The sequence below is a fragment of the Peribacillus kribbensis DSM 17871 genome (assembly GCF_000430765.1).
GTDB classification, from domain to species: Bacteria; Bacillota; Bacilli; order Bacillales; family DSM-1321; genus Paraperibacillus; species Paraperibacillus kribbensis.
On the sequence record NZ_KE387239.1, the window covers coordinates 174,096 to 192,143 of the forward strand.

Genomic DNA, 18,048 nt, shown 5'->3' on the forward strand with positions numbered 1-18,048 from the left:
TACTTCAGAATGCAGGCAGACAGCATATTTGCCTGCATTTTTTTCTGTCCATTTAAATGGCTGGGCTTTCGTGAGGCTCCGTTCTCCATACGCTTCCAATCCCAAAATAGAATCATAATTTTGACCTGGTTCTTTCAAGTAAAATAAGGAACCAGCCAAAGCATCAGAATAAACGTTCGCTTTTTATTGGTTTTTTTTAGGGTCTTTGTGGTAGAATGGAGATATAAGTTTTTCAGCAAATGATGTATGCATTTTCTTGTTTATGTCTTAACTATATAGATACAGCACAGAACGCTTTAGTTATTTTTTAGGCATTGATTGTACTAATAACTGGGGCTTTTTTAATTGTCCGGGTTTTTAACCATCATATAGAGGAAAAAAAGAAGTAACCGACAGACCGCCCAGAGTCTGATAATAATAGATATTTGAACTGGAGGATTTTCTTGTGAATAACCGTTTTGAGCTTGTCTCTAAATACAGTCCTCAGGGTGACCAGCCGGAAGCGATAAAGAAGATTGCTGAAGGCATCCGTGAAGGGAAGAAGTTCCAGACGCTGCTTGGCGCGACGGGGACTGGAAAGACGTTTACCATCTCAAACGTCATAAAAGAGATTAATAAGCCGACACTCGTGATCGCTCACAATAAAACACTGGCCGGCCAGCTGTACAGTGAATTTAAGGATTTCTTTCCCAATAATGCCGTCGAATACTTCGTTAGCTATTATGATTATTACCAGCCAGAGGCATATGTGCCTCAGACCGACACATTTATTGAAAAGGACTCAAGCATCAACGATGAAATAGATAAGCTCCGCCACTCTGCGACTTCTTCGCTTTTTGAGCGGAAGGATGTCATCATCATTGCCAGTGTTTCCTGCATTTATGGTCTCGGTTCGCCGGAGGAATACAGGGAGATGGTGCTTTCCCTCCGTACTGGAATGGAAATCGAACGCAATCAGCTGCTTAGGAAACTGGTAGACATTCAATATGAAAGAAACGACATTGACTTCCAGCGCGGGACCTTCCGTGTCCGGGGGGATGTTGTGGAAATCTTCCCTGCTTCAAAGGACGAACACTGCATCCGTGTGGAGTTCTTCGGTGATGAAATTGACCGCATCAGGGAAGTGGACGCGTTAACGGGAGAAATCCTGGGAGAACGGGAACATGTAGCCATCTTTCCGGCCTCCCACTTCGTTACCCGAGAAGAAAAAATGAGGGTAGCCATTAAAAATATTGAACAGGAATTAGAAGAAAGACTGGAAGAACTAAGGGAAGACAATAAGCTCCTGGAAGCGCAGCGGCTTGAACAGAGGACTCGCTACGACCTTGAGATGATGAGGGAAATGGGCTTCTGCTCAGGAATCGAAAACTATTCCCGCCATCTCACATTAAGGCCGGCAGGATCCACTCCTTATACTCTCCTGGACTATTTCCCGGATGATTTTCTGCTGGTTGTCGATGAATCCCATGTGACGCTGCCGCAGATCCGCGGCATGTTCAACGGCGACCAGGCCAGGAAGCAAGTCCTTGTGGATCATGGATTCCGCCTGCCATCCGCCATGGATAACCGGCCGCTCCGGTTTGGGGAATTTGAAGAAAAAGTCTTCCAGTCTGTGTATGTATCAGCTACCCCGGGGCCGTATGAACTTGAGCACAGCCCTGATATGGTGCAGCAGATCATTCGTCCTACAGGACTCCTTGATCCGAAAATTGACATCCGCCCAATCCAGGGCCAGATAGATGATATGATTGGTGAAATTCATGACCGCATTAAAAAGGATGAGAGAGTGCTCATCACGACCCTGACCAAAAAAATGTCTGAGGATTTGACGGATTACTTAAAAGAGCTCGGCATTAAGGTTCAATACCTGCATTCTGAGGTAAAAACCCTAGAGAGGATCGAAATCATCCGGGAACTGCGGATGGGCAAATATGATGTACTCGTCGGGATCAATCTTTTAAGGGAAGGTCTCGATATTCCCGAGGTCTCTCTTGTTGCCATACTCGATGCTGACAAGGAAGGGTTCCTGCGCTCTGAACGTTCCCTCATTCAGACCATTGGCCGCGCGGCGCGTAATGCAAACGGCCATGTCATCATGTATGCGGATAAGATGACCAATTCAATGGATATTGCCATAAGAGAAACAGCGCGCCGGAGGGAAATCCAGGAGGCGTATAACAAGGAGCACGGCATTACTCCGCAGACGATCCAGAAGGAAATCCGCGATTCGATCCGTGCGACTCATGCGGCTGAGGAACAGGAAACCTATTCGGCTACAGCGAAGCTTGATAAGCTGAACAAGAAGGAAAGAGAAAAAGTAATCGCAGATATGCAGGATGAAATGAAAGAAGCCGCAAAAGCCTTGAACTTCGAACGGGCTGCTGAGCTTCGCGACTTGATTTTAGAACTTAAAGCGGAAGGATGACACCACTATGGCTATGGAGAAGATTATTGTAAAAGGTGCCAGAGCCCACAATTTAAAAAATATAGACGTCACCATTCCGAGAGATAAGCTGGTTGTGCTAACGGGGCTCTCAGGATCAGGGAAATCCTCCCTGGCCTTTGACACCATATATGCGGAAGGGCAGAGAAGATATGTAGAATCCCTTTCCGCTTATGCCAGACAATTCCTGGGCCAGATGGATAAGCCGGATGTGGATGCGATCGAAGGGCTGTCCCCAGCCATCTCGATCGACCAAAAGACGACGAGCCGCAATCCGAGGTCTACGGTGGGAACTGTTACGGAAATCTATGATTACCTGAGGCTGCTTTTTGCGAGGGTCGGACACCCAACGTGTCCCATCCATAATATTGAAATCAGCTCACAGACGATCGAGCAGATGGTAGACCGGGTCCTCGAATATCCCGAACGGACCAAAATGCAGGTCCTGGCGCCGATCGTGTCCGGACGAAAGGGAACGCATGCCAAGGTTCTGGAGGACATTAAGAAGCAGGGATATGTCCGGGTGCGGATAGATGGGGACATGTATGATGTCGGCGATGAGATTGAGCTGGAGAAGAATAAAAAGCACTCCATTGAAGTCATCGTCGACCGGATTGTGGTGAAGGATGGAATTCAGGGCCGCCTTGCAGACTCCCTTGAGAGTGCATTGAAGCTCGGTGCAGGAAAGGTGATCGTGGATGTGATCGGCGAGGCGGAACTGCTCTTCAGTGAACAGCACGCCTGCCCAATCTGCGGGTTTTCCATCGGCGAGCTTGAGCCGCGCATGTTTTCCTTCAACAGTCCTTTTGGCGCCTGCCCGGAATGCGACGGACTGGGTTCAAAATTGGAAGTGGATAAGGATCTGGTACTGCCGAATAAGGACCTTTCCCTAAAGAATCATGCCATTGCTCCATGGGAACCGACAAGCTCGCAGTACTATCCGCAGCTTCTTGAAGCTGTGGCGAACCATTATGGCATCGATATGGATGTGCCTGTCAAGGATCTGCCCCAGCACCAGCTGGAAAAGATCCTTTATGGTTCTCCCTCTGACCGGATTTATTTCCGGTATGAAAATGATTTTGGCCAGGTCAGGGAGAATTATATCCACTTTGAGGGCGTCATCAAGAATGTGGAACGCCGTTTTAAAGAAACAAGCTCGGATTACATCCGGGAGCAGATGGAAAAGTATATGGGACAGCATGACTGCCCGGTCTGCAAAGGCTACCGATTGAAAAAGGAGACTTTGGCTGTACTGGTCGACGGCCGCCATATCGGGGAAGTGACCAAAAAGTCGATTGAAGAAGCATTGGAATTCTTTTACAGCCTGAAGCTTTCTGAAAAGGAAGAGCAGATTGCCAGATTGATTCTTCGTGAAATCAATGAGAGATTGGGCTTTTTAGCCAATGTCGGTCTGGAGTACCTGACATTAAGCCGTGCTGCAGGAACGCTCTCAGGCGGAGAGGCCCAGCGAATCAGGCTGGCTACCCAGATCGGCTCGAGGCTGACCGGTGTCCTCTATATCTTGGATGAACCATCAATCGGTCTTCACCAGAGGGATAACGACCGCTTAATCCAGACTCTCCAAAATATGAGGGATATTGGAAATACACTGATTGTTGTAGAGCATGACGAGGATACCATGTTTGCGGCTGATTACCTGATTGATGTTGGACCGGGGGCTGGTGTCCATGGAGGCTCGATCGTTTCTGCAGGAACGCCGCAGGAAGTAATGGATGATCCTGCCTCCCTGACCGGACAGTATCTGTCCGGAAAGAAATTCATCCCTCTTCCTCTTGAGAGGAGGAAGCCGGATGGCCGTTATATCGAAATTAAGGGAGCAAAGGAAAATAACTTAAAGAACGTCAATGCCAAGTTTCCGCTGGGGACCTTCATTTCGGTAACCGGTGTTTCAGGATCCGGAAAAAGTACCTTGATCAATGAGATCCTTCATAAAGCGCTCGCTCAGAAGCTTCATAAAGCCAAAAGCCGTCCAGGCGAGCACCGCGAAATAAAAGGCATTGATTACCTGGATAAGGTTATTGATATTGACCAGTCTCCGATCGGCAGAACGCCGAGATCGAATCCGGCTACCTATACAGGCGTATTTGATGATATCCGGGATGTGTTCGCCTCTACCAATGAAGCGAAAGTAAGGGGCTATAAAAAAGGCCGTTTCAGCTTCAACGTAAAAGGCGGTAGATGTGAAGCCTGCCGCGGCGACGGAATCATCAAAATTGAAATGCATTTCCTTCCGGATGTGTATGTTCCTTGTGAGGTCTGCCATGGGCAGCGCTATAACAGGGAAACGCTGGAAGTTAAATATAAAGGGAAGCATATCGCAGATGTTCTGGACATGACCGTGGAAGATGCACTGCATTTCTTTGAGAATATCCCGAAAATTTCACGCAAGCTTCAAACGATCTTTGACGTCGGACTGGGTTATGTGAAACTGGGCCAGCCTGCAACGACTCTTTCAGGAGGAGAAGCGCAGAGGGTAAAACTGGCTTCTGAGCTTCACCGGCGTTCGACAGGGCGTTCCTTCTATATCTTGGATGAGCCCACTACCGGTCTTCACGTAGATGATATTTCAAGACTGCTGGTTGTTCTTCAAAGGCTGGTGGAAAATGGCGATACCGTGCTGGTTATCGAGCATAATCTGGATGTAATCAAAGCAGCCGATTATATTGTGGATCTGGGGCCTGAAGGAGGAGATAAAGGAGGAACCATCCTTTCCTCCGGTACCCCAGAAGAAATCGCCATGGTCAAAGAATCATACACTGGAAAGTATTTACGTCCTATTCTGGAACGGGACCGGATGAGAATGGAAAAGCTTGTGAATGAAAAAGAAAAACAGCACAGTTAAGACAGAAGCAGGCCTTATCAGGGCCTGCTTTCTTTCTGCTTACCTGCATAAATCGACAGATCCAGAGTATTTCCGGGGAAATCCTGTGCGGTTGTATAGCTGGCACAGCTTCGTGAATTTATGAAACTTTCTGGCGGCCGAAGCGTAAACATGGTAGGGATTCTAGAATCATCAGGAATTCGGGGTTACCCGCGAAAAAAGAAAGGGAGAACTCTATCATGAATAAAGATAAAATTCTTGCTTCGCTGAGTTATTTCAGTATTTTCTTTGCACCATTTTTGCTGCCGCTTATTATCTATTTTGTCAGTGACAATTTTTATGTGAAAGGACATGCAAAAAAAGCCCTGCTTTCGCATTTAGTTCCCTTTTTGGGAATAATTATGATTATTACCGGGATCATTGGAGATTTTGCCAATGGAGGATTACCTGTCTTTTTCATTATAGGCATCATTGTCTATGGTCTGTTAAGTTTTATTGTGCTGATCTGGAATATCGTGAAAGGAATCAGGCTGTTGATGAATTAAGGGGAGGAATCTTCGCATGCAGACAGAAAAGAAACGGATTTTGGAGATGGTTGAGGGAGGAAAGCTGACTGCGTCTGAAGCGCTTATTCTTTTGGAACAGCTGGATGAAACATCGAAAAAGGAGGAGGAAAAGCAGAACAGTTTTCTTTTTGAACTGGAAGAGGAACCGGCTGGCAATCATAAGAAAAAGTCCTTTACGGAAAAGCTTTCAAAGGATGAATCGTTCAATCAAAAGGTAATGGTGGCAAAGGATAAGATCTTCGGTTTTGTGGATACGGCATTAAATAAAATCAAAGACTTTGACCTGGATTTAAATTTCGGCTCCTATTTCGAAGTGGCGCATGTTTACCAGACGAACGATCTTGATTTTACCGAAATTTCTGCCGAAGTGAGCAATGGTACCATAGAAATCATCCCATGGGCAACAAAGGAAGTCAGGGTCGAGTGCGAGGCAAGGATATACAGGGCAAAAGATGAGCTTGAAGCAAGGAGTTTATTTCAGGCTGAGACATCATTTGGCATCAAGGATGGAAGCATGGCTTTTTTGAATCGGCAAAAATCAATGAAGATCGCAGCGAGAATCCTGATTCCGGATCATACCTATGAACAGATTGCGATTCGAATATTCAATGGTTCTGCACAGGGTGAGAATCTTAAGGCACGGTCCATAAAAGCTAAAACAGCCAATGGAAAAATCCATCTTGTGAATATTAGCGGTGAAGAAGCGGAAATCGATACAGCCAATGGAGGGATCATTCTGGATCAGGCCAGCTTCCAGAAGCTTGCTGCCGAAACCATCAATGGTCCTATTTCGGTCAGCGGAGCCTTTCATTCAATTGATGTGAACTCTTTTAATGGAGAAGTGAAATGCCTGGTGGAAAATGAAACGTGTGAGCGGGTGAGGGCAAAGGCGGTAACGGGCAGCATAGACCTTGTCCTTCCTGACGGGGCTGGCATAGATGCCGATTTGAGGACAAATCTCGGCGGTTTCAATGTGAATCTTGGGGGAATTGATGTTATCGAAGAAAAAAAGGATGTTGCCAAAAAAGCTCTTCGTTTTAAAGCGGATGGCCAAAAGGGTGAAAGGGTGTATATCCTGGCTGAAACGATGTCCGGTTCCATATCCGTGCTTAGAAATACTCATTCTGAGTAAATAGAGTTTATTAGACGGCCTGCCGTCATCTTGAAAAAAGGAGTAAATGGGTTTGAAAAAGAAGCTGGTAAGATCGAGAACAAACCGAAAATTGGCGGGGATCCTTGGCGGCATTTCTCAATACTTTGGAATCAATGCGGCGCTGCTTAGGATTCTGTTTGCAATAGCTGTAGTGTTTACTAGCTTTACACTTGGCTTGGTGTATGTGCTATTAATCTTTATTTTACCCAATGAAGGGGATGGAATGATACGTTGAAATGGATTGTGAAGCTGCTCCTTAATGCCTGTATCTTTATGTTATTGGCAGTTTATTTAAATGGCATTTATGTTTCAAGCTTTGGGGCAGCAATAGGAGCAAGCATTATACTATCGATACTTAACATGGTGGTCAGGCCGATTCTGATCTTTTTTACTCTGCCGGTCACGATTCTTACATTGGGGCTTTTCATCCTTGTGATTAATGCGATTACGCTTATGATTACGGATGGACTGATGGGAGCTTCTTTCGAAATCGAAGGATTTGGAACAGCCTTTGTGGCGGCCCTGATCATGGCGCTGCTGAATATCGTCATCAATAAGATTGTCTACAGAGAAGATAAATAAGACCAGGAGGCCGATTCGATGAATCAGCCTCTGGTCTTAGAATTGATACGTTTGACGCAGTGCTTTGATGATTGCGCTGCTGCAGGCAGATTTAAAATGATCCGAGCGCAGCTCGATGATATCTTTTCTGCTCGTCATAAAGCCGCACTCGACCAGGATGGCGGTCATTTTTGTTTCACGGAGCACATGGAAATCTGCCGTCTTCACGCCGCGGTTTTTCAGCTTGGTGGCAGAGATTAAATTTTTCTGGACTGATTCTGCCAGCCGAAGTGCCTCTTTCGGCCGGGAAAGATAGACATACGTTTCGATGCCTTCAGCTTCCACCCACTCCTTCCCGTTTCCTGCTGCGTTCGCATGTATGGAAATGAAAACGTCTGCATGTATCGAATTGGCAAAATCGGTCCGCTGTTTTAGAGCGGCATCGTATAAATCTGAATGAGTCTCATAAACGCTTACAGAACGAAAATTGGAAAGGCTCTCCTTCATACAGCGGGCAACTGCTGAATTGAATTCATACTCCCTTAATCCACAGGGGCTTCTTTTACCCGGCGTTTGGAAGCCGTGCCCTGCATCCAGTACAATCTTCACGATTATCCCTCCTTATGGCTTTATCATTATTTATATAAAGTGTTTTGGGAAAAAAGAGGTGCTCAAACAAGTAAAAAGTTAGTTTCCTGATAAAAGATAGTTATAAAATAAGACCGCAGGCTATGCCTGCGGTCCTGGAAACGTTATAGACGGACGAGCTGCAGCGCATCCTGATCCGCTATCAATGTGACTTTTTGATGGTTTTTTAATGCTGAGGCAGGGAAGTCTTCGGATACGGATCCTTCCAGCAGCTCTTTAATTGCCTGCGCTTTTGTGTGGCCGGAAGCGAGAAGCAGAATTTCCCTGCTCTTCAGAATGCTTGCGATGCCCATGGTCAGGGCTTTTTCTGGAACTTCATCCATGCTCGGGAAATATCTCGCATTTGCTTCCCTTGTGTTCTGTGATAATTCGACAATATGGACATGAGAGCTGAAGGATGTACCAGGCTCATTAAAGCCGATATGGCCGTTCCGTCCGATTCCCAAAACCTGGAGGTCAGCACCATTAAAGCTTTCGATGAGCGCATCATATCTTTTGCATTCATCTTCCAGGTTTTCGGCGCTTCCATTCGGGATATTCGTATTTTCTGGTTTTATATTTATATGACTAAAGAGATTTTCCTTCATAAAGGATGCATAGCTATTGGAATTCTCTGCTGTCATGCCCACATATTCATCGAGGTTAATCGTGTGTATGCCCTCATAGCTTGTACCGTTTGCGCGGAAATCTTCTATTAATTCCCTGTAAAGTCCAATAGGTGTGCCTCCTGTCGCAAGCCCGAGTACAGCATCAGGCTTTGCCTTCACAAGCTGAATGACCTGTGCGGCAGCCAGCCTGCTCATTTCTTCATAATGATCTGCTTGGATTATTTTGATTTCCAGCTTCATCACCCTCAATCCATGGAATTAGTACGATAGTATTCCCTTTTTTCTCCTTATTTAACTGCGGAGCTGGAATCGTATGCGAGAGTCCCGCGGCAGAATGTCCTGAGAATCTGTAAATCGGATGTAACCAGGACAAAATCGGCATCCTTGCCCGGAGCTATGCTGCCTTTACGGTCAAATATTCCCAGCTGTTTTGCTGGATTGACAGAGGCAAGGTGGATAACATCCTCAAGGTTCATTGTTGTAAAATGGATCATGTTCCTGACGGAATCAGCCATCTTTAGTATGCTTCCGGCCAATGTTCCATCCTCCAGGAGGGCCTGCCCATTTTCAACCTTCACTTCCTGGCCACCAAGATCGTAGGTTCCAGGTTTTATGCACTTTGCCCGCATAGAATCCGTTATTAGAATCATACCCTCTCTGCCTTTGGAATTAACCGCAAGCTGGATCATTTCCGGCCTTACATGGATGCCGTCCGCAATAATTTCCGCCTTCAGTTCCTTGAATAATAGAGCGGCGCCGGCTGTTCCCGGTTCCCGGTGATGCAGGCCCCTCATGCCATTGAACAAATGGGTCACCTGCCTGGCGCCGGCAAGAACAGCCTTTTCCATCTGTTCGTATGTGGCATCTGTATGGCCCATGGAAGCTACTACGCCATTTTCGGCCAGGTATTGAATAAATTCATAGCCATTCGGCTGCTCTGGTGCCACGGTGACTAATTTGATGCAGTTTCCGGAGTCTTCCTGCCATTTCTTGAATTGTTCAATGTCAGGTTCAAGAATATGCTGCTCTGGCTGAGCCCCCTTCTTTGAGGGATTGATAAACGGACCCTCCAGGTGGATGCCGAGTATTTCAGCCCTTCCAGGTTGTGCAGGCTGAATTCTATATTGTTTGACATTCCGGACGGCCCTGTCAATCTGGCTTACAGATTGGGTGATGGTGGTTGCCAGAAAGCTGGTGGTTCCCTCTTCTGGAAGGATGGATGCCATGGCGGCCAGTGCTTCCTGAGTGGCGTCCATCGTATCAGCACCGGCTGCCCCGTGGATATGGACATCAATAAAGCCTGGGATGATTTTGGAGCCTGGTTCGGCTTCTATCACCTGAACACCGGAGGGGAGCTCAGCTGGTGATCCTTCCCCAATTTCGGTAAAGACTCCGTTCTCAACGAAAATATATCCATGAGACAGAATGGCTTTCTCTGTATAAATCTTGGCACCTTTTATGATAAATCGGCTGGACGGCATATAGTAACCTCCTAAACGCTTTTCCATTATTGTACATGAAAGAGGTCCCTGCAGGAAAACACGGCTCTGTAGTCTATCCGCTTATTTCGTACAAGAAATCTGGAGTTTACATTCAATCCCACGCAGTTTGATTCACACATAGGTTTTCAAAAGAAAAAATGCTACAATATAGTACAGTATTAAATTGTCTCCAAAAGGGAGGAATCATATTGGCAAAAGTGCGTACAAAAGACATCATAGAGAAATTCAATTTAGAGCTTATCAGCGGAGAAGAAGGCGTAAACAGACCGATTGTGACGAGTGATTTGTCCAGGCCGGGATTAGAGATGGCCGGTTTTTTTGATTACTATCCTGCAGAGCGGGTCCAGCTTCTTGGAATGACCGAAATGGACTTTTATAATAAGCTGAGCAGTGCCGAGCAGAGGCTGCGGATGGAGGCGTTATGCAGCGATCTTACTCCCTGCATCATCATTACAAGGGGCGAGGAAGTTCCGGTATACTTAATCGAGGCGTCTGAACGGGAGTCTGTGCCGGTTCTGCGGTCAGGTTCCAAGACTACCCGCCTTTTCAGCAGACTGACGAATTACCTGGAATTCAAGCTTGCTCCCACTACAGCTGTTCATGGAGTGCTTGTAGACATTTACGGAGTCGGCGTTCTCATTACCGGCAGCAGCGGAGTTGGTAAGAGTGAAACCGCACTGGAACTAGTGAAGCGCGGACACCGGCTTGTGGCGGATGACTGCGTGGAAATCCGCCAGGAAGACGAAGAGACGCTGGTGGGGAATTCACCTGAACTGCTGCAGAATTTATTAGAAATCCGCGGTCTTGGCATTATTAATGTTATGACTCTGTTTGGGGCAGGAGCTGTAAGGAACTATAAGCGGATCTCCCTGGTCATCAATCTGGAGACCTGGGAAAAGACCAAGCAGTATGACCGTCTGGGCCTTGACGAAGAAAAAATCAGAATATTGGATACAAATATCACAAAGCTTATTGTGCCTGTCCGTCCGGGACGTAACCTGGCCGTCATCATTGAGGTTGCTGCGATGAACTTCAGATTGAAAAAAATGGGATATAATGCTGCCCAGTCCTTCACAAGCAAATTGGCTGAAGTGATCATGGAAGGCGACCACAGCGACGAGGTATAAGACTGGAAACGAGGGTCTCTTCAGGGACCCTAAAGAGAGTTAGAAAAGAGAGGGAAATTGAGAATGGAGAATTCAATAGAGCCAATCAGCAAAGTGGCCTTTCATCTTGGCCCGATTGCGGTCCACTGGTATGGGATCATCATCGGGACCGGGCTTTTATTAGGTTTATTGATTGCAATGAGAGAGTCTGAGAAGCGCGGGCTTTCCAAGGACACGTTTCTCGATATGATTCTGTTTGCGGTTCCGGTGGCCATCATCTGTGCCCGCATCTATTATGTCCTTTTTGAATGGGGCTATTATTCCAAGCATCCCAATGAAATCATTCAAGTGTGGCAGGGTGGAATTGCGATACATGGAGCCCTCATCGGGTCCATTTTGACTGCCTATATTTTTACAAAGGTCAAAGGAATTTCGTTCTGGAAAATCTGTGACATCGCCGCTCCAAGCCTGATACTCGGCCAGGCGATCGGCCGGTGGGGAAACTTTATCAACCAGGAGGCGCACGGACGCGAAGTGGGCCGGAGCTTCCTGGAATCCCTGCATCTGCCTGATTTTATTGTGAATCAGATGTACATCAACGGTGCGTATTATCATCCTACTTTTTTATATGAATCTTTATGGGACTTTGTGGGCTTCATCATCCTGCTCTCTCTGAGAAGAGCAAATCTGCGGCGCGGGGAGCTGTTCCTGACCTATGTGATCTGGTATTCCATCGGACGTTACTTTATTGAAGGAATGCGGACCGACAGCCTGATGCTCACCCACAGTCTGCGGATGGCCCAGGTGCTGTCCCTTTCGCTGATTGTGATTGCCCTTGCCATCATTCTTTACAGACGCTTTACCAAGCAATCCGTCAAACGGTATTTAGACGCATAAATAAATTCGAACCTGGGGAGGAGAAGGATTTGTTTTTCGGTATGATCAAAAGGGGGCTGCTGTCAGGGCTTGGTACAGTTTGGACACTGGGGAAAGTTATTTTCCCTGTGACCTTGATCGTCTCCATTCTGCAGTATACTCCTGTACTTAACTGGATTGTTAAAGGAATTTCTCCTGCCATGAAAGTCCTTGGTCTTCCGGGAGAGGCGGCCATTCCGCTGGTTCTGGGAAACTTCCTCAATCTATATGCCGCCATCGGAGGGGTCCTGACGCTGCATTTGACTGTGAAAGAGGTCTTGATTTTAGCAGTGATGCTAAGCTTCTGCCATAATCTTTTAATCGAAACGAGTGTTGCTTTAAAAGTGGGCGTGAAGCTCTGGGTCATCCTGACCGTCCGGATCAGCCTGGCGCTGATCTCTGCAATTGTCATCAACCTCGTCTGGCATGGAGGAGGACAGTACGCCCAGTATGGGTCCTTCGATGGAAAGGATGGAGAAATTTCCGGTGCTGCCTCCATTGTTCTTCATGGGATTGAAAATGCCCTCCACGGAATCTGGAAGCTGGCCATTATCGTAATCCCGCTGATGGTCGTTATCCAAATCATGAAGGAATTAAAATGGATGGATAAGATCTCTTCAGGACTTGCTCCGTTAATGAAGATTCTGGGCATGCAGAAGAATGCCTCTATGACGATGGCAACAGGTCTTGTGCTTGGCCTTGCCTACGGTGCGGGGGTGATGATCCAGGCAGTCCAGGAGGATGGAGTGAGCAAAAAGGATGCGACTCTTGCCTTCATTTTTCTTGTGGCCTGTCATGCGGTCGTAGAGGATACTCTCATTTTTGTGCCGCTGGGAGTTCCGGTCTGGGCACTCTTTTTGATCCGTATTATCACAGCCTTTATTTTAACGATGGCAGTCTCATATTTTTGGAAGAGGGCTGAAACAGCAAAGCTGAGAAAGGAAACTATATATGAACACATCTAAGATTACTACCGTCCTGTTTGATTTGGATGGTACCCTGATTAATACCAATCATTTAATCATAGAATCTTTCATTCATACGCTTAATCTGTATTTTCCTGATAAGTATGGAAGGGAGGAAGTGCTCCCGTTTATGGGGCCGCCTCTCTACGACTCTTTCTATTCAGTCGACCCGGAAAGGGCATCTGAAATGGTCTCTGCATATAGAACATATAATATTGCGAACCATGACCGCCTGGTAGAGGAATTTGAAGGAGTTTATGAAGCGGTTGAGTCTTTACATGAAGCTGGCTATAAGCTCGCGATCGTTTCCACCAAGCTGCATGATACGATTTTGATGGGCTTGAAGCTTGCGAGGCTTGAGAAGTTTTTTGATGTAGTTATCGGCCTGGATGATGTAGAAAGAGCCAAGCCAGATCCAGAGCCTCTCAATAAGGCGCTTGGAATTCTGGGATCAAAGCCTGAAGAGGCGATTATGGTAGGCGATAACCACCATGATATCCTGGGAGGGAAAAATGCCGGTACCCTGACTGCTGGAGTGGCATGGACAGCAAAAGGAAGGGATCATCTAGTGCAGTATGAGCCTGATGTTATTCTCGAGCATATGGATGATCTATTGGAGATTTTAAAGGTACAGAAAAAGGAGAAGCAATGAGGCGCACCACCCGTTATCCCGTACAGGGGGCCAATTCTTTATGGCATGTTTACAAAACCGTGCCTTTTTGGAAGGTAGTGAAAAACTTCGTTGTGATCCAGACAGCCAGATATACACCTTTTTTAGCCATAAAGAACTGGCTGTATCGTGTATTTTTGCGGATGGATATCGGCGAACAGACTTCGTTTGCGCTGATGGTCATGCTCGATGTGATGTTCCCAGAGAAAATCTCGGTAGGACGCAATACGGTGATCGGCTATAATACCACTATCCTGGCCCATGAGTATCTCATTAAGGAATACCGCCTTGGGAAGGTTGAAATCGGAAGTGAAGTCATGATCGGAGCCAATACGACGATACTTCCGGGAGTCCGGATCGGGGACGGAGCCATCGTTTCTGCCGGCACCCTGGTCAATAAAGACGTGCCGGAGGGCTGTTTTGCCGGAGGAAATCCCGTGCGTATCATTTATACAAAGGAAGAGCTTCAAAAACGTATGCAAGCAGACGATCTATAAGGGACCTTCGGCAGGACTTCTGCCGGGTCCTTTTTTTATTTTGTTACTGCCTGCTTGCCCATAAGCGCGGCCAAATCCCCCTCAAGCCTCTTCATCATCTCCTGAAGAGTCATCTCCTCACTTGCTGAATCCTCATAAACATTTTTCAAAATAGAAGCAAAGTGCTCCTGCATCTGTTCAATACTCATTATCCAAATCTCCATAAAAATTTTTTTATACCCATTAGACGCCTAATACCCACAAAAAGTTACATATAAACCTGGGGAATTTTCGGGGAAAGTGGAATGACCCCATTTCCCCGGATAATAATCCTTGACTGTACCCCATGCTAAGAGTAAACTACATATAACTTTAATTTATTAGCACATTAGCATACTAAAGTATTTTGAAAATTTCTAATGTGTTTACAAGAGGATGTGTAAAGGTTGCAAAAGCTGTTCATGTTTGAAAAGCCTGTAGGGATGAGGGATACCCTCCCGTTATTATATGAACGAAAGAAAAGTGTCCGGAACCGCATTTCCGAGGAGTTTGAGGCATGGGGATATCAGTTTTTGGAAACCCCGGCACTGGAATACTTCGATACGATTGGAGAGGCGTCATCGATCCAAAATCAGCAGATGTTTAAACTGCTGGATCAGCAGGGACATACAGCGGTATTGAGGCCGGATATGACGGCACCGATTGCCAGGGTGGCAGCTTCACAATTGCTGAAGCAGCAGATGCCTGTCAGGATCGCCTATTCAGCCAGTGTCTACCGCGCCCAGCAGAAGGAGGGCGGCCGGGCGGCTGAATTCGAACAGATCGGGGTCGAATTGATCGGTGACTCTACCATCAGCGCGGATTCTGAATTGATCGCTCTGTTAATTTCTTCGCTGCAAAAAGCAGGTTTTCAAGAGTTCCAGATTGCCATCGGACATATCGGCTTTATTCAAACATTGATGCTGGATATTCTCGGCAGGGAGGAGCGGGTCCATGCGCTGCTTCGTTTCCTGAATGAACGGAATTATGTGGGATATATTGAACATGTGAATTCTTTGCAGCTTGCCAATATGGACAAGAAGCGGCTGCTTGATATTCTGGAGCTGAAAGGATCAGGAGAGGTTCTGGAAAAAGCCGCAGGGCTTTTGGAGAATGATCAGGGAACGGAAAAACTGAATGAGCTGGATGAACTGCTGCAGCAGTTAGCGGAATATGGCTCTGATCAATATGTGAGTCTCGATTTAACGTTAATGAATGATCTAAGCTATTATTCAGGGCTGTTATTTGAGGTCTACACTGCCGGGATCAACTTCCCTGTAGGAAATGGCGGCAGATACAATTCGCTTTTGAAAAAGTTCGGCAGCGACTCTCCTGCCACCGGGTTTGCTCTCAGACTCGACCGGCTGATCGAGGCGATGGGACCGGTACAGGAAAAGCTGCAGCTGGAATGCGCGCTCTTCACCCCGGAACGGAAGCAGGAGGCACTGGAATTTGTAAGAAACCGCCGGGCTGGCGGCAGACGGATTGCACTTCAGGACATCACTGGAGTTTCGGGTCTGGATGCGTATACGAAAAATTATACAGAAGTTCATTATTTTATTGGTGCTTCCGGAAAGGATGGAGGCCATGAATGATTTTTTAACGATGGCGATGCCGAAGGGAAGAATTTTTGAAGAAGCGCTGGAGCTGCTGCGAATGGCAGGATATTCGCTGCCTTCAGAGTTTGAAGAATCCAGAAAGCTGATCATTGACCTCGAGGAAGAGAAACTTCGCTTTATTTTGGCTAAGCCTATGGATGTGGCTGTATATGTAGAGCAGGGCGTTGCGGATATAGGGATCGCGGGCAAGGATGTGCTGCTTGAAGAAGAGCCGGATGTGTATGAGCTTCTGGACTTGAGGATCAGCCGCTGCCATCTTGCTGTCGCAGGGCTGCCTAATACGTCTGTTAATGAAGCTGCCCCAAAAATTGCATCGAAATATCCGACCGTCGCTTCCCATTATTTCAGGGAACAGGGCGAGCAGGTGGAAATTATCAAGCTGAACGGGTCGATCGAGCTGGCTCCGCTGATCGGACTGGCAGAACGGATTGTCGATATTGTATCGACAGGACAGACTCTCCATGAAAATGGGCTTGTAGAATATGAACGCATTTCGGAAATTACGTCAAGGCTGATTGCCAACCGCGCAAGCTATCGACTAAAGGAAGGCCGCATCACAGAGATGGTCCGCAGGCTCGCCTCGGTCATTCCGGCGCAGGCGTAGTCTCTAGATCATACATTTGGCAGGGGGGTACACAGTGAGAATTGAACGCTTAACAAAAGGCCTGTCTCTTAAACGTTCCGTAGACAGCGGTACAGACGAACAGAGGCAGATTGTAAAAGAGATCATTGCTGCTGTCAAAAGAGAGGGCGATTCCAAGCTGTTTGAGCTTACCAAAAAGTTTGACGGCGCCGGACTCAAGCAGTTGAAGGTAACGGAAGATGAGATAGAAGAGGCGATGAATTCTGTAACGCCCGAGCTGATTGATATTATAAGAGAAGCCGCAGCAAACATCCGGGATTTTCACAGCCGTCAGTTAAGGAATTCCTGGATGACAGTCGATGGTTCAGGAAGCATGCTGGGGCAGAAAGTCACTGCGCTGGATTCTGTCGGAGTCTATGTGCCGGGCGGTAAAGCTGCCTATCCATCATCAGTTCTCATGAACGTGATTCCTGCCGCGGTGGCTGGCGTCTCCCGCATCGTAATGGTTTCTCCTCCAGACAGGAGTGGAAAGCTTCCGGATGGCGTACTGGCAGCTGCAAAAATTGCAGGAGTCAGCGAGATTTATAAGGTCGGCGGCGCGCAGGCCGTGGCGGCTCTTGCCTATGGAACCGAAACGATCCAGGGAGTCGATAAGATCACGGGACCGGGGAATATCTTCGTCGCGCTGGCAAAGCGGGAAGTGTTCGGGGATGTGGATATCGATATGATTGCGGGGCCGAGCGAGATAGCGGTCCTCGCTGATCATACCGCCAGTGCGGAAGAAGTGGCTGCAGACCTGCTGTCACAGGCAGAGCATGACGAGCGGGCAAGCAGCGTGCTGATCACGACCTCGGGAGAACTTGCTGAGGACACTGCCCGGGAAGTAGAGCTTCAGCTTAAAGGCCTCCCGAAAGAAGCGATCGCAAGGGCTTCTGTCAGTGAATATGGGCGGATCTATGTGGCCGATACGTTAGAAGAGGCGATACAGGCAGTGAATGAAATCGCTCCTGAGCATCTTGAGATTATGACAGAGAATCCTATGGAGCTTCTTGGGAAGATCCGCCATGCAGGAGCGATCTTCCTTGGGCGCTGCAGCTCAGAGCCTGTGGGTGATTATTTTGCCGGGCCGAATCATGTGCTTCCTACCAATGGAACAGCAAGATTCTCAAGCCCGCTTAACGTAGAGGACTTTCAAAAAAAATCAAGCATCATCATGTACAGCCGTGAAGCCATAGAGAAAAATGGAGCTAAAATTGCTGCTTTTGCAAGGCTCGAGGGTCTCGAAGCCCACGCGAGAGCCGTGGAGACAAGGCTCGGGAAATAGGGGGCTGACTCCGCACGAACCCGCGCTG

General features: G+C 47.3%; 18 protein-coding genes. 14 read left to right on the forward strand and 4 right to left on the reverse strand.

Annotation, left to right across the window (positions count from 1 at the left end):
• The first annotated feature begins 445 nt into the window (after positions 1–445).
• From uvrB to H539_RS0116820, 6 genes are all read left to right on the forward strand, one after another.
• The gene (uvrB, locus tag H539_RS0116790; RefSeq protein WP_026694473.1) at positions 446–2,425 is read left to right on the forward strand and encodes an excinuclease ABC subunit UvrB; all 1,980 of its coding nucleotides are present in this window, start codon (positions 446–448) and stop codon (positions 2,423–2,425) included.
• A gap of 7 nt (positions 2,426–2,432) precedes the next feature.
• A complete protein-coding gene (gene uvrA, locus H539_RS0116795) occupies positions 2,433–5,306 on the forward strand; it encodes an excinuclease ABC subunit UvrA (protein ID WP_026694474.1) in 2,874 nt (957 codons plus the stop codon).
• A gap of 218 nt (positions 5,307–5,524) precedes the next feature.
• A complete protein-coding gene (locus H539_RS0116805; RefSeq protein ID WP_026694475.1) occupies positions 5,525–5,830 on the forward strand; it encodes a magnetosome magnetite crystal formation protein family in 306 nt (101 codons plus the stop codon).
• A 16-nt stretch (positions 5,831–5,846) separates the two neighbouring features.
• The gene (locus H539_RS0116810; RefSeq protein WP_026694476.1) at positions 5,847–6,983 is read left to right on the forward strand and encodes a DUF4097 family beta strand repeat-containing protein; all 1,137 of its coding nucleotides are present in this window, start codon (positions 5,847–5,849) and stop codon (positions 6,981–6,983) included.
• A 52-nt stretch (positions 6,984–7,035) separates the two neighbouring features.
• A complete protein-coding gene (locus tag H539_RS0116815; protein WP_026694477.1) occupies positions 7,036–7,239 on the forward strand; it encodes a PspC domain-containing protein in 204 nt (67 codons plus the stop codon).
• The gene (locus H539_RS0116820) at positions 7,236–7,586 is read left to right on the forward strand and encodes a phage holin family protein (protein ID WP_026694478.1); all 351 of its coding nucleotides are present in this window, start codon (positions 7,236–7,238) and stop codon (positions 7,584–7,586) included. The genes H539_RS0116815 and H539_RS0116820 overlap by 4 nt, the downstream gene beginning before the upstream one ends.
• 36 nt (positions 7,587–7,622) lie before the next feature.
• Here the strand turns inward: H539_RS0116820 and H539_RS28895 are convergent, their stop codons facing one another.
• The 3 genes from H539_RS28895 to nagA all read right to left on the reverse strand — a co-directional run bounded on the left by H539_RS28895 (position 7,623) and on the right by nagA (position 10,302).
• Positions 7,623–8,174 (reverse strand): N-acetylmuramoyl-L-alanine amidase, encoded by a 552-nt coding sequence (locus H539_RS28895; protein WP_035322978.1) that lies wholly within the window; start codon positions 8,172–8,174, stop codon positions 7,623–7,625.
• A 143-nt stretch (positions 8,175–8,317) separates the two neighbouring features.
• Positions 8,318–9,061 carry a glucosamine-6-phosphate deaminase gene (gene nagB / locus H539_RS0116830; protein WP_245602208.1) on the reverse strand — a complete coding sequence of 248 codons (744 nt, stop codon included), beginning with the start codon at positions 9,059–9,061 and terminating at the stop codon, positions 8,318–8,320.
• 47 nt (positions 9,062–9,108) lie between these two features.
• Positions 9,109–10,302, reverse strand: a complete 1,194-nt coding sequence (gene nagA / locus H539_RS0116835) for an N-acetylglucosamine-6-phosphate deacetylase (RefSeq protein ID WP_026694480.1) — start codon at positions 10,300–10,302, stop codon at positions 9,109–9,111.
• Positions 10,303–10,511: 209 nt separating this feature from the next.
• On the opposite strand from nagA, the gene hprK reads away from it, so the two are divergent.
• The 5 genes from hprK (at position 10,512) to H539_RS0116860 (ending at position 14,476) form a co-directional block, all read left to right on the forward strand.
• The gene (hprK, locus tag H539_RS0116840) at positions 10,512–11,450 is read left to right on the forward strand and encodes an HPr(Ser) kinase/phosphatase (RefSeq protein ID WP_026694481.1); all 939 of its coding nucleotides are present in this window, start codon (positions 10,512–10,514) and stop codon (positions 11,448–11,450) included.
• Positions 11,451–11,513: 63 nt separating this feature from the next.
• Complete coding sequence (gene lgt / locus H539_RS0116845) at positions 11,514–12,326, forward strand: prolipoprotein diacylglyceryl transferase (protein WP_026694482.1); 813 nt, start codon at positions 11,514–11,516, stop codon at positions 12,324–12,326.
• 41 nt (positions 12,327–12,367) lie between these two features.
• Entirely contained in the window at positions 12,368–13,309 is a 942-nt protein-coding gene (locus H539_RS0116850; RefSeq protein ID WP_035323172.1) for a nucleoside recognition domain-containing protein, read from the forward strand.
• Positions 13,296–13,961, forward strand: a complete 666-nt coding sequence (gene ppaX, locus H539_RS0116855) for a pyrophosphatase PpaX (RefSeq protein ID WP_026694484.1) — start codon at positions 13,296–13,298, stop codon at positions 13,959–13,961. Before H539_RS0116850 ends, ppaX begins: the two co-directional genes overlap by 14 nt.
• Positions 13,958–14,476 carry an acyltransferase gene (locus tag H539_RS0116860; protein WP_026694485.1) on the forward strand — a complete coding sequence of 173 codons (519 nt, stop codon included), beginning with the start codon at positions 13,958–13,960 and terminating at the stop codon, positions 14,474–14,476. Before ppaX ends, H539_RS0116860 begins: the two co-directional genes overlap by 4 nt.
• Before the next feature lie 35 nt (positions 14,477–14,511).
• Here the strand turns inward: H539_RS0116860 and H539_RS31640 are convergent, their stop codons facing one another.
• Complete coding sequence (locus H539_RS31640) at positions 14,512–14,664, reverse strand: YwzD family small protein (protein ID WP_155890103.1); 153 nt, start codon at positions 14,662–14,664, stop codon at positions 14,512–14,514.
• Positions 14,665–14,901: 237 nt separating this feature from the next.
• On the opposite strand from H539_RS31640, the gene H539_RS0116870 reads away from it, so the two are divergent.
• From H539_RS0116870 to hisD, 3 genes are read left to right on the forward strand one after another with little or no spacing between them, the layout of a single operon-like run.
• The gene (locus H539_RS0116870; RefSeq protein ID WP_026694486.1) at positions 14,902–16,089 is read left to right on the forward strand and encodes an ATP phosphoribosyltransferase regulatory subunit; all 1,188 of its coding nucleotides are present in this window, start codon (positions 14,902–14,904) and stop codon (positions 16,087–16,089) included.
• On the forward strand, positions 16,082–16,717 hold the full coding sequence (gene hisG, locus H539_RS0116875; RefSeq protein WP_026694487.1) for an ATP phosphoribosyltransferase: 636 nt from the start codon (positions 16,082–16,084) through the stop codon (positions 16,715–16,717). Before H539_RS0116870 ends, hisG begins: the two co-directional genes overlap by 8 nt.
• 34 nt (positions 16,718–16,751) lie before the next feature.
• A complete protein-coding gene (gene hisD, locus H539_RS0116880; protein ID WP_026694488.1) occupies positions 16,752–18,020 on the forward strand; it encodes a histidinol dehydrogenase in 1,269 nt (422 codons plus the stop codon).
• Positions 18,021–18,048 lie beyond the last annotated feature (28 nt).